This window comes from Motiliproteus sp., from assembly GCF_965230735.1.
In the GTDB taxonomy this organism is placed as follows: domain Bacteria; phylum Pseudomonadota; class Gammaproteobacteria; order Pseudomonadales; family Balneatricaceae; genus Motiliproteus.
In genome coordinates this window covers 1,293,082-1,318,325 of record NZ_OZ246016.1, presented here as the reverse complement: position 1 = coordinate 1,318,325, position 25,244 = coordinate 1,293,082, and the positions used below count along the sequence as shown (strand labels likewise).

Genomic DNA, 25,244 nt, shown 5'->3' with positions numbered 1-25,244 from the left:
TACAAACAGAAAAGCCGCCCGGATAAGTTCTGGACGGCTTTACATGTGCCTTTAGCCTACGCCAAAGGCTGCCAACTGGATGCAATCACCGGAGCCAGCTGATCCTTCGTCTCCTGAGGCAGCACCGCACCATCACCGGCGGGGACATCAAACTCAGCCATGGCATTGACCAGTTGATCGACAAGGTTGTTGGTCAGTACTGAACCCCCTGCGTGAATCTCTTCGATTTGAGTCTGAGTACTTGAATACCAGTTTTTAATCCGAATTTGGTCATCAGTACCGACAGTATCAATCAAGAGGTCACCTCCATCTTGAGAGAACCATAAATCAGATCTTTCCAAGCCCATGCCAAACTGAATACGATCTGTTTCGTTATGGCCTCCCTCAAAATCACTTATGCTGTCCTGACCATCACCTAGGTTAAACACATAGGTATCGTCGCCTGCTCCTCCATGGAGAGAGTCATTTCCTATCCCTCCTTCCAGCGTATCGTTATCCTCTCCGGATACTTCTTCGGCTGCACCAATAAGGATATCGTTGCCAGCGCCACCGTAGAGTGAGTCATTGCCGTCATTACCCCGGATTTCGTCATTGCCACCTAAACCATCAATGACATCATCCCCTTCGGTGCCCTCAACTACGTCATCACCTTCCGTGGGTGCTATAGCAAGTGCTTGTACCTCATCAATACCCCAAGCCGTACCATCGGTGAATTCAACACGCTCTACTTTATAAGCAATGTTTCCGAACCAGTGACGCAGAACCAATTGATCCTCTGTACCATCGATACTTAGAATAAGGTGATCAGATTCACGGCTAACCGAAACGTCATCCGCAGCTATGCCATCAGTAAAGCAGACAACATCCTGATTACCGGGCGTACTATCGAAGTCGTAAATTAAGTCACTGCCTGCCCCAAGGCCAAAGATGTAGGTATCGTTGCCTGCTCCGCCGTAAAGACTGTCATTACCAGCCCCACCATCTAGCGTATCGTTATCCTCTCCTTCTACCTCTTCAGGTGCCCCATAAAGGATATCGTTGCCGGCACCGCCGTAGAGGATATCGTTACCTCCTTCACCATATATCTCGTCATTGCCACCTAAGCCATCGATAACGTCATCAATTTCAGTACCTTGGATCTCGTCATCACCTTCTGTGGGAGCTAAAGAGTAAGACGTAAGGTGGTCAATGCCCCAAACTGTACCATCGGAAAATTCGACACGCTCAATTTTAAAAGCTGCGCTGTCACTAGCGTTGGAAAACCAGTTCCGAAGGACCAGTTGATCTTCTGTGTCATTGATAGAGAGAACGAGATCGTCTAAATTTTGGCTAACCGAGATATCGCCTGCAGCTACACCTTCGATGAAGCGAATAACATCCTGATTACCCGGCGTACTGTCGTAGTCGTAAATCGAGTCACTGCCTGAGCCAAGACCAAAGAGGTAGGTGTCGTTACCCGCCCCCCCTTCGAGGTAGTCATCGCCAGCACCGCCATCCAGCGTATCGTTGCCGTCATCGCCGGAAATCTCATCGTCACCGCCTAAGCCGTTAAGAACGTCATCCTCTTCGGTACCCTCAATCTCGTCGTCGCCTTCGGTGGGCGCCATGGCGAACGCCCAGAGTTCATCAAAACCCCAGACCGTGCCATCAGCAAACTCAACACGCTCGATTTTTGTTGTATCACTACCGAACCAATTACCCAGAGTCAGTTGATCCTCGGTACCATTAATGCTGAGAACAAGAGAATCAAAATCACGACTGAAGGAAATGTCGGCCGGAGCTACGCCTTCGGTAAAGCGGACAACATCCTGATTGCCCGACGTACTGTCGTAGTCGTAAATCGAGTCACTGCCTGAGCCAAGACCAAATAGGTAGGTGTCGTTACCCGCCCCCCCTTCGAGGTAGTCATCGCCAGCACAGCCATCCAGCGTATCGTTGCCGTCACCACCGGAAATCTCATCGTCACCGCCTAAGCCATTAAGAACGTCATCCTCTTCGGTACCCTCAATCTCGTCGTCGCCTTCGGTGGGCGCCATGGCGAACGCCCAGAGTTCATCAAAACCCCAGACCGTGCCATCGGTGAACTCAACACGCTCGATTTTATTAGCATCGCTGTCGAACCAATCACCCAGAGATAGCTGGTCCTCGGTGCCATTGATACTCAGAACAAGGTCGTCATCGACGCGGCTGAACGAAACATCTGCAGGAGCTACGCCTTCGGTAAAGCGGACAACATCCTGATTGCCCGACGTACTGTCGTAGTCGTAAATCGAGTCACTGCCTGAGCCAAGACCAAAGAGGTAGGTGTCGTTACCCGCCCCCCCTTCGAGGTAGTCATCGCCAGCACCGCCATCCAGCGTATCGTTGCCGTCATCGCCGGAAATCTCATCGTCACCGCCTAAGCCGTTAAGAACGTCATCCTCTTCGGTACCCTCAATCTCGTCGTCGCCTTCGGTGGGCGCCATGGCGAACGCCCAGAGTTCATCAAAACCCCAGACCGTGCCATCGGTGAACTCAACACGCTCGATTTTATTAGCATCGCTGTCGAACCAATCACCCAGAGATAGCTGGTCCTCGGTGCCATTGATACTCAAAACAAGGTCGTCATCGACGCGGCTGAACGAAACATCTGCAGGAGCTACGCCTTCGGTAAAGCGAACTACGTCCAGGTTGCCCGGTGTGCTGTCGTAATCGTAGATCGAGTCACTGCCGGAACCACGGCCAAAGAGATAGGTATCATTACCGTCCCCCCCGTCGAGATAGTCATCACCAGCACCGCCATCGAGCGTATCGCTGCCGTCATTACCGTAAATCTCATCATGGCCACCTAGACCATTGATGACGTCATCCTCTTCGGTACCCTCAATCTCGTCATCGCCTTCTGTGGGTGCCATGGCAAACGCCCAGAGATCATCGAGGCCCCAGGCCGTGCCATCGGCAAACTCAACACGCTCAACTTTAGAAGCATCATCATCGAACCAATCATCCAGAGATAGCTGATCCTCGGTGCCATTGATGCTCAGAACAAGGGAGCCATCATTGCGGCTGACCAAAACGTCTACAGGAGCTATGCCTTCTGTAAAGCGAACAACGTCCTGATTGCCCGGTGTGCTGTCGTAATCGTAGATCGAGTCACTGCCTGAGCCACGTCCAAAGAGATAGGTATCGTTACCCGCACCCCCGTCGAGATAGTCATCACCAGCACCGCCATCCAGCGTATCGTTGCCGTCATCACCGTAAATCTCATCATGGCCGCCTAGGCCATTGATGACGTCGTCCTCTTCGGTACCTTCAATTTCGTCATCACCTTCCGTAGGAGCCAGAGAAAGCGCTGTTATCTCATCAATTCCCCAGACCGTACCATCAGCAAATTCGACATGTTCGACTTTACACACATCGCTGGCGAACCAGTACCCAATACGTAATTGATCCTCTGTGCCCTTGATTCCGAGCACAAGATCATTGATATCACGAATCACCGAAACGTCATCTGGGGCTATACCTTCAGTGAAGCGGATAACATCCTGATTACCTGGTGTTCCATCGTATTCTGAAATAGAGTCAACGCCTGACCCATGACCAAAGAGATAAGTATCGTTACCTGCGGCACCTTGGAGTTCATCATTACCCGATCCTCCGTCTAGAATGTCGTCACCCATACCTCCGCTGATGAAATCGTTTCCAGCACCGCCATCCAGCGTATCGTTGCCGTCATCACCGTATATCTCATCATGGCCACCTAGACCATTGATGACGTCATCAATTCCGGTACCCTCGATCTCGTCATCACCTTCTGTGGGAGCTAAAGAGAAAGATGTAAGGTGATCAACACCCCAGACTGTACCATCGGCAAATTCGACACGTTCGATTTTATAGCTATCAGCCGAGAACCAATTGCTAAGGCGTAGTTGATCTTCAGTGCCATCGATAGAGAGAATGAGGTTATAAAACTGACGAAAGACCGAAACATCATCAGCAGCTACGCCTTCGGTAAAGCGAACCACATCTTGGTTATCTGGCGTACTATGGAAATCGTAGACATGATCACTACCGGAACCGAGACCAAAGAAGTAAGTATCATTGCCCCAGCCCCCTTCCAGCACATCATTGCCAGCTCCTCCCTCTAGTTTATCGTTTCCAGCCCCGCCATAAAGGTGATCTCTACCGGTACCTCCATAGAGAATATCGTTACCATCATTACCATAAATATAGTCATCGCCGCCTAAACCATCGACAACGTCATTCGCATCGGAACCTTTAAATTCATCATTACCCCCAGTAGGTGCTAGAGACAACGCTATGAGTGCATCAACATCCCAAATCGTGCCATCATCGAATTCAACACGCTCTACTTTAGAAGCATCATTGGAAAACCAATTCTCTAGGCGTAGTTGGTCTTCTATACCATTGATACTAAGGAGCAGATGATCAGACTTACGAGATACCCAAATATCATTTGCAGATACACCTTCCTTAAAACGAACGACATCCTGATTTTCTGGCGTTTCGTCATAATCATAGATATAGTCAACACCTGAACCTAGCCCGAAGAGGTAGGTATCATTACCTTCTCCCCCTTGTAGTATGTCACTTCCCGAACCTCCGTCTAGGCTGTCACTACCCGCTTCACCGTAGAGTTCATCACTACCTGTTCCTCCAGCTAAAATGTCGTTACCGGTTCCTCCGTGAAGTTCATCATTGCCACCTTTTCCATCAATCTTGTCATTTCCAGCTCGACCATCAATAATGTCATCTACTTCAGTACCCTCAATGTCGTCACTACCTTTCGAGGGAGTCATGGCAAACATCCAAAGCTCGTTAACGCCCCAGATCGTGCCATTAGTGAATTCGACACGTTCAACTTTATGATTATCATCAGAGAGCCAATTTTCTAGGCGCAGTTGGTCCTGTGTTCCATTGATACTAAGAATAAGGTGATCCGACTCACGTGAGATTGAAACATCATCCGGAGTAACGCCTTCGGTAAAGAGAACAACATCCTGATTGCCCGGTGTGCTGTCGTAATCGTAGATCGAGTCACTGCCTGAACCTAGCCCAAAGAAGTATCTATCGTTACCTGCACCTCCTTCGAGGTAATCATTCCCCGATCCGCCGTCTAACGTATCGTTACCTGCTCCTCCTTCGAGGTAATCATTCCCCGATCCGCCGTCTAACGTATCATTACCATCACTACCATAGAGACGATCATGGCCAGCACCGCCATACAGTTGGTCATTTCCCAGACCTCCAGAAAGCCTGTCATCCCCCCCTTCACCAAACAACTCATCCATAACAACGGTACCGAGAATCACATCATCACTATCGGTACCACGGATCTTCTGCGCCAGGACTTGCAGTTCAGAGCTACTCAGACTACTACCATCAGCGAATTCCACCAGTTCAATCTTGTTTTGGACTGCAGTAAAGGCGTCCTCTAGGGTAATGCGATCATCGGCAATACCAGCAGGATCGGCAATCAATAGCACGATATTGTTACCTTCGCGGGTGACCGTAACTTGATCCTGAGTGATACCGTCACCAAACAATACCCGATCTACCATGTTGTATATTAGGGAATGGTTATAGTCATTGATGACATCCTGGCCATCGCCCCGGTTAAAAACGTAAGTATCAGCACTCACTGACCCCTCTAGACGATCATTACCCGCTCCACCTTCCAGCGTGTTGCTGGATCTACTCTGGGAACGGTCGTAATTTCCGCTTTGTTCGATCCGAAGGGTGTCATCGCCAGTCCCGCCCTTCAGTAGGTTACTACCGAGAATAACACTCAAGGTATCATCGCCCCCCCCTCCTTTCAGGGAAATATTTCCATAATGAGTACTTAGGGTGTCATTACCAGCCCCACCATTCAGGATTCCACGCCCATAATAGTCGTGTAGAGTGTCATCACCTTCTCCTCCATGAATATAATCATAAGCGCTTGAGCCGATTAATATATCATCACCATCCAGACCTCTTATATAGCTAATCGATCCGTAGTTAGAATATATTTCATCATCATTTCCGGTACCAACAATCTCGTTTTCAATTGTAATTGGAACTCGATGATGCAACCCCGAAGAAGATAGAAATTCATCTATATTTTTTGAAAGCGGACTTGAATAACTAAACAATCCTTTCAAGACTGATATAGTATCAGCGTACTTGTTTAAAAGGTCAGTGTCTTCCAGATAGCTTAATGATGATTCAAGATGCCTGAAACTAGGTGAGGCTAGACCTGTTTCAAAGTTAATCTCCCAACTAATTTTGCTTATAATATCTAAGTATTCTGTTTGCGCCATTAGCTGGCTGTATAAGTAAGAAGAAAATTTAGAAAATTCATCTTCTAAAATATAGGCAGCGTGCTCACCTTGTACATGATTACCACCTTGTCCGCTATCATAGCCTCTACCTGTCAAAGTCTCTAAAGCAACAACCTTCCTAGGGTCTATATAAGTAACACCATTTTCATCGCGACTACGAGGATCAACATCAACTGCACCTAGCCATCGGTAAATCATAGGTTCCAATAGAGCCTTTCTATTGGTTATATCCTCTGCATTGACAAACTGAGTAACAAGATTTTTTAGCTCATCATCTCGTATCATTGCTTGATGCAGGCTTCTTGCGTTACCAAACCCAATAGCGTTAGGAAGGCTGTTAACAGTACTATCAATTTCTACAATGTCATTTTCTTTTGTATTTGACAAATCAACATCAAACCAAAAATCTGCAGTATTGATGCTACTTCCATCTAATAGTGTAGCGGTGCTGGTTTGCTTTATGGTATTACCTTGACCATCATCAACTGACGTATTTTGATATCCTGTATTTAATGACTCTACACCAACCTCAGTTAGTGCCTTTAACTCTTTATCTTGAGATATACCATCAGAATTTTTATCTATCCAAACTTTAATACCAGCAGCCTCTGCTTCCACAGAGCCAACCTTTCCGTCATTGTTAGTGTCAAACTCAGCTAAGGCTTCATAGCCATTTAGAGCTAAACGACCCGATGCAAGGGCTGTGTTATTTCCAAATAGCTCAGCACCTGAATCAATAGTTCCATTTGCGTCTAGATCACGGACCAGGAAGCCATCATTACCACTGATCCATCCGGTTAGCTCAGCAAAACCGTTATTGTCGTGATCGAAGTAGATATCAGCATTTTTTGATATCGAGTCAAAGCTGTTACCATCAAGATCCAAAACAATCGGCGAACCTTTAGATTCTGCGCTTGATATTTCAGGGGCGTGGTCGTTAGCACCACCAAGTATTCGACCTAAAGCAGAGCCTAAATCCGAACCAAACTCTTCAAGCAAAGATAAACCACGATCTACGACACCCTGCGCTTCTTGCTTAGCACTATTTGCCAACTGGGCAGCGTTGCTTAATGCGTCATCAAATAGCTGCTGGGCTGATTGCTGGGCCTGTTCCCATGCATCAGTGGCATCTTGGAGTGCTTGATCCAAAGCTTCCGAACCCGCCTCAAGTGTATCGTTTGCTAGCGCAACCGCGTCGTTATAGATACCAGCTGCATCTTTAACTGCTTCATCAAACGCCTGCTGCGCTGTAGAAGATAGCTCATCATAAACCTGCTCTGCTGCTTCGATTTTTCCTGATAGGTAATCTACAGCGCTATCAAATACTTCTTCTCCGTACTGATATACTTCTGACGGAATAGCCGCTACCGCTTCTTTTGTTGCTTCGAGGTGCCGATCCAGTGCAGCGGTTGCTTCATCGTAAACCTGAATAGCTGATTCTTTTGCCGATTCAAACTCTTCAGTCGCATCTTGAAGCGCCTGATTAAAAGAATCGCTACCCGCTTCGTAATTCTCTGTTATCCAAGCCTCAGCATCATTATATGACTCTGTTGCTTGCTGAACAGATGTATTATAAGCATCAGATACTTCAACTATTTTAGAATCAATATACTCTTCAACCCCATAAATTTTTTCTGACGCATATTGAGTTATTGCATCAATTTTATTATCAACAGAGTCAACTAAATCCAAAGTCATATCATGGATATATGTTGAATTGCTATCGTCTGAACCAAGCTGATAAAAAGCCAACCCAACCGATACGGCAGCAGCTGTAGCAAGTAAAGCAGGGCTTGCAGCAGTGGCACCAACCACTGCTGCCACACCCAGTATTACAGACCCTATTGACTGAACTGTTGCATCGGACAGCTTATTATTCTTGGCAATATCTCTTGAAGCATCTTCATAAAGTGTATAAATATTTGCAGCAGCACCAACTGCACCCAGCTTTGAAGTAAAGTCGCTTAATGCACTAACCAGATGTGCTGCAAACTCATCAGGGTTTTCATTCTTTGCGTCTTTCAGAGCATTATATAAACTATCATATGAACCCACATGATTAATCCAGTCAGCAGCTTTAGGCTCTACTGTTTTAAAAATATTACTCATTATTCATTCCCTTAAATAATAAACGTATGTAAATCAATGCAATTAAAGCAGAAATAATCTTTAAAAAAACAATCCATCTTGGAGAGTAGAGATTTACTAGATAATCTATTGATGAATTCTCATCAACAAGAACTGATCCATCCGAACTCTCCATAAATAGAAGATACTTTTCATTTGATAAGAACTTATCAAGAACTATATAGCTAAATCTTACTTCATCACCAGGGCTAATTGAATCTCTTAAGGTGACCTCAACCTCACTACCTAGCGGCACATAAGATTTAACATTATTACCCACCTTTATTTTGATAAATATGTTCCCTGACTTCTGTCTTTCTTTATAAATCGAGTCGAAGTACCCAATACTACTATCAACATTATCCCTAATGAAATCAGCTTCTTTCATCATATACTTATTGCTTTCATTGAAAACTATTACTAAAAGCACAATCAGCAATGAAAGAGCCATCTGAACATTCTTATTCTTATGGCAGTTGCAAATTTTTTTAAAAATCATATAACCAGACCTTGAACAACTTAAACCTTATCTCTCCCTAACACTCTCCTGCCGATACCTAAGCAACGGTGCCAAAAAGTATTCAATTAACCTTCTCGTACCTGTTTTAACCTCAGCTGTCACTGCCATCCCCGGAATTAACTGCACTTTATTGCCTTCCACATTCAACCAGTCTTGATCCATTAACAGTTTCATTTTATAGATCAACCCTTTCTCTTCATCAGCCAACGCATCCGCGCTGACTTGGATAACTTCGGCCTCAATCAGACCATATTTGGTGAAGGGGAAGGTATGTACTTTGATCGCCGCATCCATCTGTTCTCGGATAAAGCCGATATCCTTGTTGGCCAGATAGGCTTCAACCACCAAGGCTTCTTCACGGGGGACGATCTGCATCAGCGGTTGGGCCGGGGTGACGACTTCGCCCGGGGAGGCCAACACCAGTTCTTTGATGACGCCGTCGACCGGCGCGTAAAGGATCTGACGCTGGTTGCGATCCCGGGCTTTGCTGAGATCTTCAACCAGTGTGCGTTGTTGGCGCTGGCTTTCGGCCAGGGCTTCGAAGGCTTGGGCGCGGCTTTGGGACCTGAGCACCTGTAACTGAGCCTCAGTTTCCTGCAGTGCGGCCCGTAGTTGGCGCTGGCGCGCCTGCTCTTCGACTAGTTCCAGCTCGTTATCGACCCGTTCGGACTCCAACTCCAGGTATTGATTGCGGGCGGCCATTTTGCGCTCGCTGAGCTGTTTCAAGGCATCGGCTCGCTCGCTGATCAGTGGAAGGGTGGCCTCCAGCCTGCGGATACGCGCCTGACTGGCGTCCTTGTCGGCCAGCTTGGCGGCCTGGGTTCGGCGCAGCGCCTGGGTCTGGGCTTGGTACTGGGCCCACTGCTGGTCGAACAGGCTCTGGTGCAGTTGCCGCTGGGCTTCGGAAGCTTGCTGAGGCCAGGTAATCAGTTGGTCGTTGGTGTCGGCTTCAGTGTCAGTACTAGCCAGCCGGTTGGCCAGGGCTTGCTGGCGGGCCAGGTTGAGTTGGGTGGTGAGTAGCTCGTGTTGCAGGCGCTGTTGGTCGGCTTCGGTCTGGGTGGCATCCAGCTCCACCAGCGGCTGCCCTTGAATCACCGCTTCGCCCTCTTTGACGAGAATCCGACTGACCACTCCCTTTTCCAGCGGCTGGATCGGTTTGATCTTACCGCTGGGGACGATCTTGCCTTCGGCCACAGCGACGATATCGACCTTGCCGACGCAAGCCCAAGCCACACCGATCAGAAACAGTCCGATCAGGGTCCACATCATCACCCGCCCCATCGGCGACGGTGGCCGGTCCTGGATCTCCAGCGCTGCTGGGAGAAATTCCAGCTCGTCTTGGGCGATATGTTTATCACCGAGGCTGCCGCGTTGTTGCCAGGCGTTGATCAGTGCGCGTATCGGGTTCATTCGTCGGTGCCCTCCGCTACGGGTTGGGCTGTGGCCGGTTGAGCTGCCTGCTGTTGTCTTTCCTGTCGCCCTTGCCTTTGTAACGCCTGACGCCTAGCTGCCGCGCTAGGAATGCTGGCCTGAAAGCTATTGAGGCGGGCGTATTCGCCGTTCTGTGCCAACAGCTGTTCATGGTTGCCGGACTCGATAATCCGCCCTCTGTCCATCACGATAATTCGGTCGCATTGACGCACGGTGCTTAGCCGGTGAGCGATGATAAACAGGGTACGACCCCGGCTGATGGCGGCCATATTGTCTTGGATAATCCGTTCGGATTCATAGTCCAGTGCGCTGGTCGCTTCGTCGAAGATCAGGATTCGGGGGTCGGCGATCAACGCCCTGGCAATAGCGATACGCTGGCGTTGGCCGCCGGACAGGTTGCAGCCGTGTTCGCCGACAGGATTATCGTAGCCTTCGGGCAGCTCCAGAATAAAATCGTGGGCACCGGCCAGCTTGGCGGCATGAACCACCGCCTCCATCGGCAAACCGGGGTTGGCCAGCGCGATATTCTCGCGGATCGAGCGGTTGAACAGGAAATTCTCCTGCAGCACCACGCCGATATTACGCCGCAACCAGGCCGTGTCGACCATCGCTAGATCGACGCCGTCCACCAGCACCCGGCCCGATTCGGGCACATAGAGCCGCTGCACCAGCTTGGTCAGGGTGCTTTTGCCGGAGCCGGAGCGACCGACGACTCCGATCACTTCGCCCGGGCGCACCTGCAGATTAACCCCGTTCAGGATCTGCGGGCCGTCGGGACGATAACGGAAGCCGACATGTTCGAAACTGACCGCGCCTTTAAGGCTAGGCAGTGTGCTGCGGTTGGGGTTGTAGCCCGGCTCGCGCGGGGTATTGAGGATATCGCCCAGACGTTTCAGCGAGATACCAGCCTGCTGGAAATCCTGCCACAGCTGCACCAGCTTCAGGATCGGCCCGGTGACCCGTCCGGCGATCATATTGAAGGCGATCAGTTGGCCCACTGACAGCTCACCGCCGATTACCAGATGGGCGCCCCACCAGATAATCCCCAGGGTGGTCAGCTTGCTGATAAAACCGGCAATCTGATTGGCGATATTGTTAAGGTTCTGGCTACGGAAAGAGGCGGTGACGTATTTGCTAAGCTGATCCTCCCAACGGCGCTGCATCTGCGGCTCCACCGCCATCGCCTTGAGTGTTTCGATGCCGGTGACCGACTCCACCAGAAAGGCCTGGTTTTCGGCCCCGTGCTTGAATTTCTGGTCCAGCCGGTGACGCAGGATCGGGGTGATAAAGATCGACAGCAGCGCGTAGCAGGGCAAGGTGGCCAGCACGATCAACGTCAGGGTCGGGCTGTAGTACCACATCACCGCAAAGAACACGAGGGTGAAGGAGAGGTCGATAATCAGCGTCAGCGCGGTGCCGGTGATAAAGTTGCGGATGGTCTCCAACTCACGAACTCGGGCGACGCTCTGCCCTACCTGACGGGCTTCGAAATAAGCCAACGGTAATGCGGTGAGGTGATTAAATAACTTGGCCCCCAGCGCCACATCGACCCGATTGGCGGTGTGGGCGAACAGGTAATGACGCAAGCCGCCGATGGTGGCCTCGAAAAACGCCAACACAAAGAAGCCGAACGCGAGCACATCCAGGGTGGTAAAGCCCTGATGGACCAGCACCTTGTCCATCACCACCTGGAAAAACAGCGGTGTGGCCAGCGCGAACAGCTGTAGGAAGAACGAGGCGATAATCACCTCGGTAAAATGCTTGCGGTACTTCAGCAGCGCCGGGATAAACCAGCTAAGGTTAAACACTCCCTGCCCTTGTCCCTGTCCACCACGCAATCCTAGCCGAATCAGTTCGCCGGACCAGAGTTCTTCAAACTCCTGCTGATTTAGGGTTTGGGGTGCCTGCTGACCAGGCTGCTGGATCAGGACTCGCCAGTCAGCGTTATCGGCACCCGGTTCGGGCTCCGATACCTTAGCGATAATAAAATAACTGCCGTTACGGTCACGACCGATGGCCGGTAACGCGCGGGGCTGCAGGCGTTGAAGCGTGGCAGTGGATTGCTTGGCGCGAAACCCCAAGGCTTTGGCGGCCCGTAGCAGGTCCTGGGTATCGAACGGCTGTTCTTCGCGACCGAACTGGTGCTTAAGCTGCTCCAGCTCGGCAGGCAGGCGGTGAAAACGGGCTATAGAGACGAGGCTGTATAAGCCGGTGTCTAATTCTGGAGAAGATGGCTGCTCCGAATTGGTTGAAGCAGCCTGTGCAGAACTCAGCATATACAACATCCTTGTTGCTGATCACAATGCCGGACTCCATCCTGGGTCCATTTAATGATACAAAATATCTCACACCATTAAAGCGCGCACAACTTACTGTTTTAGATGCGCAAAACCTTATTTAACAATTAGTGTTACGTAGCAAAACTGAAGTGCTTCAACAGCCCAAACTGCGGATCCAGGGTTATAACGTTTCTTTTAGCTCAGGCCAGTGTTTATTACCCTTTTGAATATAACCGGGAATATCCCTGGACCAGGTTTTCTGCACCGACTTGGAGTAGTTCAAATACAGCTTGCCGTCGACAATCGTCCAGGCCGACGGGTCGATGCTGGCGGTGTAGTTGTTGGCCACCGCGTAGGCACAGTAACCGCCATACTGGGGGGCATAGGCGGTCGGATTCTGAATAAAACGCTCACGGTTTTCCGCACTGCTGAAGCGCCAGTTGGCACCCTGCCATTTGTAGGAGTAATCACTGTCCCCGCGAACGGGTTTAGATTCAGTGAAGTAGGCCACCGGATCATAGCCTTCGATGGCGTTGTTGCCCCAGCCCTGGGTATTAACCGGGCCGGCCTGAACACTGCTCCAAAGCAGCAAAGAACTCAGCAGGACGAGCAGAGATTTCATTCGGATGCTCCTGATTAGAACGGATTTGGGAGCATAGACGGTTGAAATCGTCATTTGTTGCAGCGCTGACTCCGACCAAGAATCAAACCCGCAATAAAAAAGCCACCGGGGTCGGTGGCTTTCTGAATCAGGATCTCCTGTTGATCAGGATTGGTGAGTATTCACCAACCCTGCATCGTCGTACCAATAACCGTTGACCGCATCCTGCGGGATGATCGGAATCTGATTCGAGTTACCGTCCAGTTGATCGCGGAACTGCTTGATCACCGACGCCATCTCCTCACCCTGCGGACTCAGGCGAACGATATCGACCCCGATCCGTTTCATCTCGTCCAGCTCCGGCAACAGATTGTAGGTCTGGCCGGACAGGGTCTGGATACCGTTGATGGTGAAAACCTCCTGGTCTTCCTGACTGCTCATCGGCAGGCCGTCGGGGTATTCCAGGCAGACATATTGGCATCGATCTTTGGGCAGGTTTCGAGCCCGGGCGGTGAAGCAGCGCGCCGAGTAAGCCAACGGCATCAGTCCGTAGCTGAATACTTCGGTCTCCAGCTCGTCACCGATTCCCATCGATTGGGCATCGGTCAGGATATCGGCCAGCGCCTTGCCGGACAGTTCCACCGGCATGACCCAGCGGCGCATGCCGTTGTCGTAGAGGTTTTTCAGGGTACGGGCGTTGTAGATGTTGATCGAGGTACCGGCCACGAACGGCAGCTTGCGCTCGGCCATCAATTGCACCGCACCGATGTCGTTGGCTTCGATCATCAGTTCGCCGTTGTCGCACAGCCGACGCAGGGTTTTCAGCTCCGACTCGGCTTCGATCAGCGCCAGCGAAGACAGTACGATCTGCTTGCCGGCCGCTTTGCCCGGTTCTTTACCCGACTGCGCCAATTCCTGGCCCAGCTCGATCCACTCGGCGGTTTTCAGCTCACGCCGCTTGGAGCAGACGCTCTCGCCCAGATAGATGATATCGACCGGTTGCTCGATCATGTCGCGATAAAAATTGTAGACCCGCTCGCGGTCCCAGAAGAACAGTAGTGATCCCAGTGAAAGTTGCATAGTGACCTCGATTCTCCTGCGTTACTGCCACGGGCGCGAATAAGCGCCCAGGGTGGTCTGGGTGCCTTCGGACACCCCACCCAGTGTTGCCATCCACTCCGGTTTCGGGCTGTAACCCGCCGGATTCGCCTGCATTGCGTCGATCGCCTGACGCCAAACGCTGACCACCTGCTCGACATAGGCCGGGCTACGCTGACGACCTTCGATCTTGACCGCACCGACGCCGACTTCGCGCAGCTCCGGCAGCAGCTCCAAGGTATTCAGACTGGTCGGTTCTTCCATCGCGTGGAAGGTATGTTCGCCCACCTGGAATCGTCCCTTGCACAGGGTCGGATAGCCGGCTTTTTCGCCCGGCTCGAAGCGGTCGATCAAGACATTGTTGAGACGGGTTTCCAGTCCGCCGTCATCCTGCTCTTCCCAGCGAACCGCATGGGCCGGTGAACAGGCGCCGCACTTGTTGGGCGACTGATCGGTGATATAGGAGGACAGGTGACAACGGCCTTCGGCCATGATGCACAGCGAGCCGAACGCGAACACTTCCAGATCCACCGGACTTTGGGCCGCCACCTGGCGTACCTGGGCCATCGACAGCACCCGTGGCAACACCGCGCGGCGGATATTGAACTGCTGCTGGTAATACTTCAGGCTCTCGTAGTTGGTCGCCGACCCCTGAACCGACAGATGCAACGCCAGTTCCGGGTGTTTTTCGGCCGCATAACCCAGCACGCCCATGTCGGCGGCGATCAGGGCATTCACCCCCAGGTCGGCGGCCAGATCCACCGCCGCCTGCCAACGATGCCAGCCCTCGGGTTGGGGGTAGGTATTCACCGCCACGAACACCTTGACCCCTTTATTGCGGGCATAGTCGAGCGCCCGGTGGGCCTTTTTGTCGTTGAAATTCAAACCAGCGAAGTGGCGGGCATTGGTATCGTCTTTGAATCCGATATAAACCGCATCGGCACCGTTATCGACCGCGGCTTTGAGAGACGGGTAGTTACCCGCCGGACAGACCAACTCCATAGTTAATTCCTAAGTTAGCTGATTCCTAAACTGTTTGGTTGCTACTGCAGAGCAATTGGCCGCCGGACAGACTGGAGGCCAGTCACCTGAAGGCGGGTCAAAATTACCCGAGCATATAGGTCGGGCAAGGTAGCAAAGCCACCCTGCGGCTCCCATGATCCTTATCAATTTGAGCCACCCGCCCGTGCGATGCTATCCGCCAAGCTGGAAACCGAATTCACGCCGGCCGTAGCGTCCTGACCCTCAAGAGATGACAATCATACCCAAAAACCACTCGATTAATAGGGCTAATCAGATCCGGTTTTGGTACGAGCGCAGACGCCGTGCCGGACCATATCAGTCATGCCAGGACGCCGCTGGGAAGGAGAATGGAAGAGAATTCAGCAGGATGAAAATAGGCAGCGGCCTGTATCGAACAGGACCGCTGCACAGAGCCGGATTACGCCAGCTCGGAGAAAGGAATAAACTCGACCCGGTCGCCTGCCGCGATCTGGGCATCGGCCGGAATCACCGCGTAACCCTCGGCCCAAGCCACCGACGTCAACACTCCGGAGCTCTGGTTGGTGTAAGGCTTGAGCACCAGCTGGCCGTCCTGTTCAACCCGACGCACCCGCAGGTATTCGCGACGCTTTTGCGCTTTGCTGCGCTGGTAGTCGATCGGCAACATCACCGACTTGGGATGCAGCTCACCGGCGCCCTGCAGTTTCATCATCACCGGACGGGCCAAAACCTGGAAGCAGAGCATCGCCGATACCGGGTTACCCGGCAGGCCGATAAACGGCGTCTGGCCGACCCGACCGAACGCCAGTGGTTTGCCCGGCTTGATCGCCAGTTTCCACAGGCTGATCTCCCCCAGCTGCTCGACCGCCGCTTTGATGTGGTCCTCTTCGCCCACCGAGACACCACCGCTGGTGATCAGCAGATCGGCCTTTTCGGCAGCGCCCTGCAACGCCTCGATGGTCGCCGCGCGAGTATCTTCGATGGTTCCCAGGTCGATCAGCTCCATGCCCAGCTGCTGAATCAACCCGGTCAGGCTGTAGCGGTTGGAGTTGTAGATCTGTCCCGGGCCAGCAACTTCACCAGGCTGCGCCAGTTCATCACCGCTTGAAAGCAGCGCCACCCGTAGCGGACGGTAACAGGGCAGCTCGGCGATACCGATGCTGGCAAGCACCCCCAGGTGCTGCGGTTGCAGTCGGGTACCCGCCTTAACCACGGCATCACCGTTGGCGATATCCTGTCCCCGACGGCGGATATGGTCGCCCAGCGGGATCTCGGTCGGCATCTTGACCTGCTCGCCGTCACGCTCGGTATTCTCCTGCATCACCACCGCATCGGCGCCCTCGGGGACCGACGCGCCGGTAAAGATTCGGGCCACGGTACCCGGCTGCAACGGCTCAGGATCGACCCCGGCCGGAATACGCTGGCTGATAGTCAACGGTTTACCCGCAGCGGCAGCCAGATCGGCCACCCGAACCGCGTAACCGTCCATCGCGCTGTTATCGGCCGGCGGCACATCCAACTCGGCACACAGATCTTCGGCCAGTACCCGCCCAAGGGCGGCGGTCAGATGAACCTTTTCAACCGGTTGCTTGCCGCCTTGTACCGAATCCAAAAGCTGCGCCAACGCCTGCTCGAACGGCATCAAGCCCGGCTGGCTGCAGCAATCGGTCAGCGGCTTATCGCCGCCTTTGCCTCCGCATCCACTCATGAGCGCTCACCCTTGCAGTAGCCCGAGCCTTTCACCGATACCATCTCAACGAAGTTGCACGGTTTATGGCGGGCATCGAGCTGTTCACGAATAATGCCGTCCCAGGCCATCCTGCAGGCACCGGTCGAACCCGGCATACAGAAAATTACGGTCCGGTTGGCTACCCCGGCCACGGCCCGCGATTGAACCGTTGAGGTGCCGATCTGCTCGTAGGACAGCTGACGGAACAGTTCGCCGTAACCTTCAATCTGCTTGTCGAACAGCGGCATTACCGCTTCGGGCGTGGTATCGCGGGCGGTAAAGCCGGTACCGCCGGTGATCAGCACCGCCTGGATCTCCGGATCGGCGATCCACTGGGAAACCTTGGCACGCAGCTGGTAAACATCATCGGGAATGATCGCCCGGTCGCCGGTGTGGTGACCGGCCTCTTCCAGCCGCTCGACCAGGGTGTCACCGGAAGTATCGTTGTCCGGGGTACGGGTATCGGACAACGTCAGTACAGCAATGGTCAGGGGGACAAATTCGGTATTGGCGTGGTGGGCCATGGGGGACAATCTCCTGTTTACGGCTTGCCGCAGACGGACGCGAAGCTGCGGTCGAATCCACAGATTGTGTCAGCCCCCTCAGTCGTTGACAATGTCTATCCGGATTCAATCACGAGCACGAATTAATATGGATCAAATCTGTCGGATCGACGAAATCGAAGAGGGCCAGAGCAAGGGGCTGGACTGGGGTGAGCATAAGCTGATCGCGGTCAAACACCAGGGCCAGCTATACCTCTATCTGAATCGCTGCCCCCATCGCGGAATTCCGCTGGAGTGGCAGCCGGACCAGTTTCTCGATCTGGAGCGACAGTTTATCCAGTGCTCGACCCACGGTGCGCTATTCCGGATCGAAACCGGCGACTGTATTCAGGGACCCTGCCAGGGCCAGGCCCTGCAACCGATCGAGTACAGCCTGCGCGACGGTACGGTCTGGGTCGAACCGATCGCGACGGAACCGAGCTGAGCCGCAACTCTGCAGCCCAGCCTAGCGGCCAGGGGCTCAGTCCAACCGCACCGGCAGCTGCCGAACCAGCTCAATCCGCTCCGGACTGATCTCGGCCTGGTACGCCAGCAACTCGACCCCGGCCTGCTGGGCCTGGCGCAACGCCTGACCATAGGCCGGGTCGATCTGATCGGCGGGCTCCACCGATTCGATCCCGGTGTGGGGTACGCAGAACAGCAGCACCGCACGATACCCCTGGGCCACCATCTGCTCCAGCTCGCGCAGGTGCTTGCGCCCCCGCTCGGTGACCGCATCGGGAAAGCGCCCAACGCCTCCTTCCTGCAACAACGTGACCTGCTTCACCTCGACATAGCAGTCAGCACGTCCCTGCGGGTGCTGCGACAGCAAGAGATCGATCCGGCTGTTTTCCGCACCGTACTTGACCTCCCGACGTCGCAACGGATAGCCCTTGAGCGCGGCGATACGATCATGGGCGATCGCTTCCTCCACCAGGTCATTGGCCCGGGCGGTATTGACGCTGGCCAGGTACTTGCCTTCGGCTTCGACCAACTCCCAGGTACAGGGATATTTGCGCTTCGGATTCTGTGAGTCACGAAACCAGACCCGACTACCGGGCTCGGCACAGTTTCGCATCGAGCCGGTATTGGGGCAGTGCAGCGTCATCTGGCTGCCGTCAGCCAACTCGATATCGGCCAGAAAGCGCTTGTAGCGTTTCAGAAGCCTGGCCGGCTGCAGCGGTGGTTGGTAAATCATCTATATTCCCTTGTTTTTCGGTGCCAAATACTAAAGAAACCCCTAGCCACGACCAAAGTTGAACGGCGCTAAAACCCCAGCAACATTGCGTCTTTTTCACTTCCCCTGGAACCCCAACAGCGCTATAAGGGTTAATCGGACGCGGCTGCACTAGCGCACTGGATAGTTATCTGTTAGTTTCTTGCGCCTGCTCAAGATCGGCTATTCTTTCGATCTTAAAGCATGGAATCAGACCAACGCCGAGCGGTGCGCTGGTTAAAGGATTGATCGCGGCGGCGTCCGCATGGTTTTTATAAGAAGTGAGGCAGACTATGCCAGATAAAGAATCACTGCTGAAACACTACGAGCCGTACCAGCCTGCCGAAGGCGAAGAGTACATGAATGAGGCTCAGCGCGACCACTTCAGAAACATTCTGAACGCCTGGAAACAGGAACTGATGGAAGAGGTCGACAGCACCATCAACCATATGCAGGAAGAGGCAGCCAACTTTGCTGACCCGTCCGACCGCGCCAGCCAGGAAGAGGAATTCAGCCTGGAACTGCGTACCCGTGACCGCGAACGCAAGCTGACCAAGAAGATCAACGAAACCATCGAGCGTATCGACGCCGACGACTACGGTTTCTGTGACTCCTGCGGTGTTGAGATCGGCATCCGTCGACTGGAAGCCCGTCCGACCGCCACCCTCTGCATCGACTGCAAGACACTGGCGGAGATCAAAGAGAAGCAGCTGGGCAGCTAATGCTCATGTGCCGCAGCCTCGGCGGCGGCACAGCCCTCTGCTCCACGGACGTTGACTCAGCCCCGTACTGCGGCCGCCAACTATATCGGCCGCTTCGCCCCCTCTCCCACCGGATTACTCCACTTCGGCTCCCTGTTAGCGGCACTGGCCAGCTACCTTGACGCCCGCAGCCGGCAAGGCCGATGGCTGGTACGGATGGAAGACCTGGATCCACCCCGTGAAGTCCCGGGGGCTGCCGATCAAATTCTGAAGACGCTGGAAGCCTTCGGTTTCGAGTGGGACGGCCCGGTCTGGTACCAAAGCCAGCGCCTTGAACACTATCACCAGGTCTTGCAGCAGCTGATCGACAGCGGCGCAGCCTACGGCTGTGACTGCTCGCGGAGTCAGATTCTGATGCGCAACAGCCGCATCTACGACGGCTACTGCCGTCATCGCCAGCCGATCGAGTCCGACCTGCCGCTGGCGATCCGCCTGTGCGTCGACGACGAAACCATCGCCTTTACCGATGCGATCCAGGGGCCGCAACGACAGCAATTGGCCACCGAGGTGGGTGATTTTGTCATCCGCCGCCGCGACGGCTTATTCGCCTACCAGTTGGCAGTGGTGGTCGACGATGCGGCCCAGGGCGTCAATCAGGTGGTCCGCGGCTACGACCTGCTCGACTCCACCGCGCGCCAGATTCATCTGCAGCGACGGCTCGAGCTGCCGACACCGGGCTACGCCCATATTCCGATTCTGGTGAACGACCAGGGCCAGAAACTCAGCAAACAGACCTACGCCAGCGCCATCGACGCTGCCAACCCCGGTCCCAGCTTATTCCAGGCACTGCTGCTGTTAGGGCAACAACCGCCGCCATCGTTGCGGCAGGCTCAAGCCCATGAGATCCTGACTTGGGGTTGCGAGCACTGGCAGCTGAGACAGATTCCGCGACAGCCGCATCTGCCCGAATCTCTGCTCGAAACTGAACACCGCTGACGGACAGGAGGAACCACCCTTGTCGATGTACCGTTTGGTCGCCGTACTGGTGCTGAGCATCTACCTGCTGTCACCGAGTATGATTGACTCCTGGAGCAACATGGAGCGCCCCTGGTACTCCCCGTTCATGATCTGGCTGACCCTGATCGGTGCGGTTGCCTGGTTGGAACACAAGCGGAGCAGTGATGACCTTTAGCCTGACCCTGCTGTTTGCGATCAGCGCCGGCTTCCTACTGCTGCTGTTCGGTATCGCGGCCGCCACCAATCGCAACTATATCCCGAAGCGCATCTCCAGCCATCCGGCGGTCTTTATAGCCGCACTGGGCGTTTACGCCAGCGCCTGGACCTTTTACGGCACCATCGGACTGGCCCAGAATTACGGCTATGCCTATCTGGCCGCCTACTTCGGCGCCTCGCTGACCTTTGTCTTGGCACCGGTCATCCTGCAGCCGCTGCTACGGATCACCAAGTCCTATCAGCTCAGCTCGGTGGCCGACCTGTTCGCGTTCCGATTCCGCAGCCAACTGGCCGGCACCCTGGTCACCATCCTGATACTATTGGCCAGTCTGCCGCTGATCGCCACCCAGATCGAGGCGGTCACCGACAGTATCCGGCTGCTGTCTGGCGAGCAGAACACCGACCTGATCGCGATGGCGTTCTGCGCCACCACCGCGCTGTTCTCGGTGCTGTTCGGCACCCGCCACCCGTCGGTGCGCCATCGCACCGCCGGACTGGTCACGGCGATGGCAGCCGGGGTCGTGTTCAAACTAATTGCAATGGTCGCGCTGGGACTGTTCGCCATCTACGGTGTGTTCGGCAGCAATGCCGAAATGGAGCAGTGGTTGGCCAGGCACGCCATCGAAGCCACCTCGCTGTATAAGCCGGTCGAGGGCGATTACTGGCGCACCCTGCTGTTCGGCTTTATGGCCTCGGCGGTGGTCGCTCCCCATATGTTCCACCTGCTGTTTACCGAAAACAGCGATGCCCGTGCCCTGAACAAAGCCAGCTGGGGCTTTCCGCTGCTGCTGTTGCTGCTGTCGGCGGCGATTCCTCCGGTACTCTGGGCTGGGCTGGCGCTGGATATTCCGGGACGGCCGGAGTATTTCGGCCTGTTGCTGGGGCTGCATACCAACGCCCCCTGGCTGACGATGCTGACCTATATCGGCGGCCTGTCGGCGGCAGCCGGTTTGATTATTCTGTGTACCATTGCGCTGGCCGGGATGGTGCTGAATCACCTGGTGCTGCCCTACGTCAGCAATCACAATAGCGAACCGCTCTACAACCGACTGGTACTCAACCGACGTCTGTTGATTCTGCAGATCACCCTGCTCAGCTACCTGTTCTACCTGGCCACCAACGGCCGCGCCGAGCTGCACCACATGGGTTTGATCGCCTTTATCGCCTTTATGCAGTTCCTGCCCGGATTGCTGGCCACCCTGTTTTGGCCCGGCGGCAACCGTCAGGGCTTTATCCTGGGGCTGCTGTTGGGCATGGGAATCTGGCTGTTGTCGATGCTGATGCCGCTGCTACCGGAGAGTTCGCGGGTTGCTCTGGAGCTGAACAGCGGCAACTGGCACGAGGTCGCCACCCTGGCCCTGGCGGCCAACGTGATCGTGTTCCTGATGATCTCCTCATTGAACAAACCCAGTCAGGATGAGCGCCTGGCCGCCAACTCCTGTGTACTGAGTGCCCTGCACCGACCCCAGAGCACGCGCCCGCCGCTGGCTGACGTGCCGGCGCTGATTCAACATCTGAGCGAACGGCTCGGTGACGATGTCGCTCACCGCGAGGTTGCCGAGGCCCTGCAACAGTTACAGTTGTCGGAATCCGAAACCAACCCCCAGGCGATCGAACAGCTACAGGACCAACTGGAGCACAATCTATCGGCGCTGTTGGGCCCGGTGGAAGCTTTCTCGGTGATGAGCCTGGAGGCCGGCGATAACCGAGGCTACCGACGCCGGGACATCCACCTGCTGGAAAGTCACCTGGAACAGTCCCGTAGCCGGCTGTCGGGACTGGCCGCCGAACTCGACGAGCTGCGCCAGCTGCACCGAACCACGCTGCAACGCATGCCGGTGGGGGTCTGCTCCCTCGGTGAAGCCGGTGAAATTCTACTGTGGAATGTCGAGATGGAGCAGTTCACCGGCGTACCCGGCGCCCAGGTGATCGGCCACCGGCTGGAGATACTGCCGCCCCCCTGGCGCGAGCTACTGAGCCAGTTTGCCGAACAGCCGAGCAACCAGTTACTCAACCAGCGGCTGACCACCGATAATCAGGCGCGTTTCTTCAGCCTTCACAAAGCCTCGCTGCACGAGCAACGCCTCGGCGCACTGCCGCCGACCCAGTCCAACAATTTCTATAGCGCCCGCCTGCACCCTCACGCCGGTCAGGTCCTGTTGCTGGAGGATCAGACCGAAAACCAGCTGCTGGCCGATGAGCTGGCCCACAGCGAACGGCTGGCGTCAATCGGCCGCCTGGCCGCCGGCGTCGCCCATGAGGTCGGCAACCCGATCACCGGCATCGCCTGCCTGGCGCAGAACCTCAAGTACGAAACCGATCAGGATGAGATTAACCAGACCGGCGAACAGATCCTGCAACAGACCGCCCGGGTCGACAATATCATCAAGTCGCTGATGAGCTTCGCCCATACCGGCACCCAGTACCGTCCGGGCGCCCAGCAGCCCTTGTCGCTGAATCTTTGCGTCGAGCAGGCGATCGAACTGGTGCGGCTCGACAGTCGTCGCAAACAACTCAACTACCTCAATCTATGCGATTCCGGGTTGCAGCTGCACGGCGACATGCAACGGTTGCTGCAGGTATTTATCAATCTACTCAATAACGCCGCCGACGCCTCCGAAGATGGCCAGACCATCCGAATCGAAAGCGAACAGAGCAACGACAGCCTGCAGGTACATATCGTCGACCAGGGCAGCGGCATTCCCAAAGAACTGCAGAGCCGCCTGTTCGAGCCGTTCTTCACCACCAAAGAGCCCGGCGAAGGCACCGGCCTTGGCCTGGCGCTGATCTACAACATCATCGAAGAACATTACGGCAGCATCCAGATTGAAAGCCCTGCCGATGTTGAACAAAATAGAGGGACCCGGGTCACCCTGACCCTTCCCCGGGCCCAGGACCTCAGCGGCAGTAACCGAGAAAACGATTGATGAGCAACATCCTGATCGTCGAAGACGAAGAGATCATCCGAACCGCACTGAAAAAGCTGCTCGAGCGAAATGACTACCAGGTCAGTATCGCCGGGTCGGTCGATCAGGCATTGGAGCTGTTTCGGCTTGAAGACTTCGATCTGGTGATCAGCGACCTTCGGTTGCCGGGTCGAGAGGGAACCGACCTGATCGAACTGGCCGGTCCGACCCCGGTGCTGATCATGACCAGTTACGCCAGCATGCGCTCGGCCATCGAAGCGATGAAGCAGGGGGCGGTCGACTATATCGCCAAACCGTTCGATCACGAGGAGATGCTGCAGAGCATCGCCGCAATTCTCAGTCAGAGTGCCGCCAGCGCGTCGGCCAGCGCACAACCCTCACAGGATCAGGGCACTGACGCCGCTGCAGACGAGGCCGCCGAGCCGAGTGCCGGCCAGATGCTGGGACGTAGTCAGCCGATGCTGGAGCTGTTTTCACGTATCCGCAAGGTGGCCAGGACCGATGCCACTGTGTTGATCCAGGGCGAATCAGGGACCGGTAAGGAGCTGGCCGCCCACTCGATCCACCAGCAGAGTCAGCGCCACGATGCGCCGATGATTTCGGTTAACTGCGCAGCAATTCCGGAAACCCTGATCGAATCCGAACTGTTCGGTCACGAAAAGGGCGCCTTCACCGGCGCGGTCAGCACTCACCGGGGTCTGATCGAAGCCGCCAACGGTGGCACCCTGTTTCTGGACGAGATCGGTGAACTGCCGCTCGAAGCCCAGGCCCGCCTGCTGCGGGTACTGCAGGAGGGAGAGATCCGCCGGGTCGGCTCGGTTCAACCGATGCAGGTGGATATCCGCCTGATCGCCGCCACCCACCGCGACCTCAAGGCCCTGACCCGCACCGGCAAATTCCGTGAAGACCTGTTTTATCGCCTCTATATCATGGAGATTGCGATGCCACCGCTGCGAGATCGCGGCGAAGATATTATCGAGCTGGCCAACAAGTTCCTGCTCAAGGCCTGCGCCCGGATGGGCTGCGCAGCGATGCAGTTGGCCCCTGAAACCCGGCAGGCGATGACCGCCTACCAATGGCCCGGTAATGTGCGCGAACTGGAGAATGCCATCGAACGGGCGGTTATCCTCAACGAAGCCGAACAGATCACCCCGGAGCTACTCGGCCTGGATCCGCAATACAGTGCCCGCCAGGCGGAATCGAGCAGCACTGCACACCGAGCCGGTGTATCAACGGCGGCGGAGAAACCGGTCGGCGAACCCTTTATGGGCAGCGACAGCTCCGCCCACTCAGCCGCCCTGTCACTGGAAGATTACTTCCAACGTTTTGTGCTCGACAATCAGGATCAGATGACCGAAACGGAACTGGCCAAGCGATTGGGAATCAGCCGCAAAACCCTATGGGAGCGTCGCCAGAAGCTGGGAATTCCACGAAAGCCCAAGTAATTCCCCAGTCATTATTCTGAATACGGCAACCGATGCCGGTCTGCCGTTACCCCACCCGCTCAACCCCGCG

At 54.7% G+C, this 25,244-nt stretch carries 16 protein-coding genes; 6 read left to right on the top strand and 10 right to left on the bottom strand.

Translation table 11 applies throughout. From position 1 onward, the window contains the following. Positions 1-56 precede the first annotated feature (56 nt). From ACO05M_RS06180 to moaB, 9 genes are all read right to left on the bottom strand, one after another. Positions 57-8,432, bottom strand: a complete 8,376-nt coding sequence (locus ACO05M_RS06180) for a calcium-binding protein (RefSeq protein WP_421868951.1) — start codon at positions 8,430-8,432, stop codon at positions 57-59. Continuing rightward, positions 8,425-8,901 carry a hypothetical protein gene (locus ACO05M_RS06175; RefSeq protein ID WP_421868949.1) on the bottom strand — a complete coding sequence of 159 codons (477 nt, stop codon included), beginning with the start codon at positions 8,899-8,901 and terminating at the stop codon, positions 8,425-8,427. The genes ACO05M_RS06180 and ACO05M_RS06175 overlap by 8 nt, the downstream gene beginning before the upstream one ends. A gap of 75 nt (positions 8,902-8,976) precedes the next feature. Continuing rightward, positions 8,977-10,380: an HlyD family type I secretion periplasmic adaptor subunit gene (locus tag ACO05M_RS06170; protein ID WP_421868946.1), complete on the bottom strand. Its 1,404-nt coding sequence runs from the start codon at positions 10,378-10,380 to the stop codon at positions 8,977-8,979. Continuing rightward, positions 10,377-12,677, bottom strand: a complete 2,301-nt coding sequence (locus ACO05M_RS06165) for a type I secretion system permease/ATPase (RefSeq protein ID WP_421868943.1) — start codon at positions 12,675-12,677, stop codon at positions 10,377-10,379. The genes ACO05M_RS06170 and ACO05M_RS06165 overlap by 4 nt, the downstream gene beginning before the upstream one ends. A 184-nt stretch (positions 12,678-12,861) precedes the next feature. After that, a complete protein-coding gene (locus tag ACO05M_RS06160; protein ID WP_421868940.1) occupies positions 12,862-13,302 on the bottom strand; it encodes a YHS domain-containing (seleno)protein in 441 nt (146 codons plus the stop codon). Positions 13,303-13,446: 144 nt separating this feature from the next. Continuing rightward, complete coding sequence (locus ACO05M_RS06155; protein WP_421868937.1) at positions 13,447-14,361, bottom strand: U32 family peptidase; 915 nt, start codon at positions 14,359-14,361, stop codon at positions 13,447-13,449. Between the two features lie 21 nt (positions 14,362-14,382). Next, the gene (gene ubiU, locus ACO05M_RS06150) at positions 14,383-15,381 is read right to left on the bottom strand and encodes a ubiquinone anaerobic biosynthesis protein UbiU (RefSeq protein WP_421868934.1); all 999 of its coding nucleotides are present in this window, start codon (positions 15,379-15,381) and stop codon (positions 14,383-14,385) included. Between the two features lie 439 nt (positions 15,382-15,820). Further along, complete coding sequence (gene glp / locus ACO05M_RS06145; RefSeq protein WP_421868931.1) at positions 15,821-17,089, bottom strand: gephyrin-like molybdotransferase Glp; 1,269 nt, start codon at positions 17,087-17,089, stop codon at positions 15,821-15,823. Beyond that, positions 17,086-17,634, bottom strand: coding sequence for a molybdenum cofactor biosynthesis protein B (gene moaB, locus ACO05M_RS06140; protein WP_421868928.1), 549 nt, complete (start codon positions 17,632-17,634; stop codon positions 17,086-17,088). The genes glp and moaB overlap by 4 nt, the downstream gene beginning before the upstream one ends. Positions 17,635-17,761: 127 nt before the next feature. Here moaB and ACO05M_RS06135 point away from each other — a divergent pair, with 127 nt between their 5' ends. Beyond that, positions 17,762-18,097 (top strand): Rieske (2Fe-2S) protein, encoded by a 336-nt coding sequence (locus ACO05M_RS06135; RefSeq protein ID WP_421868925.1) that lies wholly within the window; start codon positions 17,762-17,764, stop codon positions 18,095-18,097. Positions 18,098-18,133: 36 nt separating this feature from the next. Here ACO05M_RS06135 and sfsA read toward each other — a convergent pair whose 3' ends face one another. After that, the gene (sfsA, locus tag ACO05M_RS06130; RefSeq protein WP_421868922.1) at positions 18,134-18,850 is read right to left on the bottom strand and encodes a DNA/RNA nuclease SfsA; all 717 of its coding nucleotides are present in this window, start codon (positions 18,848-18,850) and stop codon (positions 18,134-18,136) included. Positions 18,851-19,161: 311 nt separating this feature from the next. Here sfsA and dksA point away from each other — a divergent pair, with 311 nt between their 5' ends. The 5 genes from dksA to ACO05M_RS06105 are packed head-to-tail and all read left to right on the top strand — an operon-like array spanning position 19,162 to position 25,174. Continuing rightward, positions 19,162-19,590 carry an RNA polymerase-binding protein DksA gene (gene dksA / locus ACO05M_RS06125; protein ID WP_421868919.1) on the top strand — a complete coding sequence of 143 codons (429 nt, stop codon included), beginning with the start codon at positions 19,162-19,164 and terminating at the stop codon, positions 19,588-19,590. A 51-nt stretch (positions 19,591-19,641) separates the two neighbouring features. Further along, positions 19,642-20,565, top strand: coding sequence for a tRNA glutamyl-Q(34) synthetase GluQRS (gene gluQRS / locus ACO05M_RS06120; RefSeq protein WP_421868916.1), 924 nt, complete (start codon positions 19,642-19,644; stop codon positions 20,563-20,565). Between the two features lie 25 nt (positions 20,566-20,590). After that, complete coding sequence (locus ACO05M_RS06115; protein ID WP_165840167.1) at positions 20,591-20,761, top strand: hypothetical protein; 171 nt, start codon at positions 20,591-20,593, stop codon at positions 20,759-20,761. Continuing rightward, positions 20,751-23,729 carry an ATP-binding protein gene (locus ACO05M_RS06110; RefSeq protein WP_421868913.1) on the top strand — a complete coding sequence of 993 codons (2,979 nt, stop codon included), beginning with the start codon at positions 20,751-20,753 and terminating at the stop codon, positions 23,727-23,729. The genes ACO05M_RS06115 and ACO05M_RS06110 overlap by 11 nt, the downstream gene beginning before the upstream one ends. Next, the gene (locus tag ACO05M_RS06105) at positions 23,729-25,174 is read left to right on the top strand and encodes a sigma-54-dependent transcriptional regulator (protein WP_421868909.1); all 1,446 of its coding nucleotides are present in this window, start codon (positions 23,729-23,731) and stop codon (positions 25,172-25,174) included. The genes ACO05M_RS06110 and ACO05M_RS06105 overlap by 1 nt, the downstream gene beginning before the upstream one ends. The last annotated feature ends 70 nt before the right edge of the window (positions 25,175-25,244 follow it).

Excerpts from the sequence above, each read along its gene's own strand:
- ubiU (WP_421868934.1), bottom strand. The coding sequence starts at position 15,381 with ATGGAGTTGGTCTGTCCGGCGGGTAACTACCCGTCTCTCAAAGCCGCG.
- glp (WP_421868931.1), bottom strand. The coding sequence starts at position 17,089 with ATGAGTGGATGCGGAGGCAAAGGCGGCGATAAGCCGCTGACCGATTGC.
- ACO05M_RS06115 (WP_165840167.1), top strand. The coding sequence starts at position 20,591 with ATGTACCGTTTGGTCGCCGTACTGGTGCTGAGCATCTACCTGCTGTCA.
- ACO05M_RS06180 (WP_421868951.1), bottom strand. The coding sequence starts at position 8,432 with ATGAGTAATATTTTTAAAACAGTAGAGCCTAAAGCTGCTGACTGGATT.
- ACO05M_RS06105 (WP_421868909.1), top strand. The coding sequence starts at position 23,729 with ATGAGCAACATCCTGATCGTCGAAGACGAAGAGATCATCCGAACCGCA.
- dksA (WP_421868919.1), top strand. The coding sequence starts at position 19,162 with ATGCCAGATAAAGAATCACTGCTGAAACACTACGAGCCGTACCAGCCT.
- sfsA (WP_421868922.1), bottom strand. The coding sequence starts at position 18,850 with ATGATTTACCAACCACCGCTGCAGCCGGCCAGGCTTCTGAAACGCTAC.
- ACO05M_RS06135 (WP_421868925.1), top strand. The coding sequence starts at position 17,762 with ATGGATCAAATCTGTCGGATCGACGAAATCGAAGAGGGCCAGAGCAAG.
- ACO05M_RS06165 (WP_421868943.1), bottom strand. The coding sequence starts at position 12,677 with ATGCTGAGTTCTGCACAGGCTGCTTCAACCAATTCGGAGCAGCCATCT.
- ACO05M_RS06160 (WP_421868940.1), bottom strand. The coding sequence starts at position 13,302 with ATGAAATCTCTGCTCGTCCTGCTGAGTTCTTTGCTGCTTTGGAGCAGT.
- ACO05M_RS06110 (WP_421868913.1), top strand. The coding sequence starts at position 20,751 with ATGACCTTTAGCCTGACCCTGCTGTTTGCGATCAGCGCCGGCTTCCTA.
- ACO05M_RS06155 (WP_421868937.1), bottom strand. The coding sequence starts at position 14,361 with ATGCAACTTTCACTGGGATCACTACTGTTCTTCTGGGACCGCGAGCGG.
- ACO05M_RS06170 (WP_421868946.1), bottom strand. The coding sequence starts at position 10,380 with ATGAACCCGATACGCGCACTGATCAACGCCTGGCAACAACGCGGCAGC.
- ACO05M_RS06175 (WP_421868949.1), bottom strand. The coding sequence starts at position 8,901 with ATGGCTCTTTCATTGCTGATTGTGCTTTTAGTAATAGTTTTCAATGAA.
- moaB (WP_421868928.1), bottom strand. The coding sequence starts at position 17,634 with ATGGCCCACCACGCCAATACCGAATTTGTCCCCCTGACCATTGCTGTA.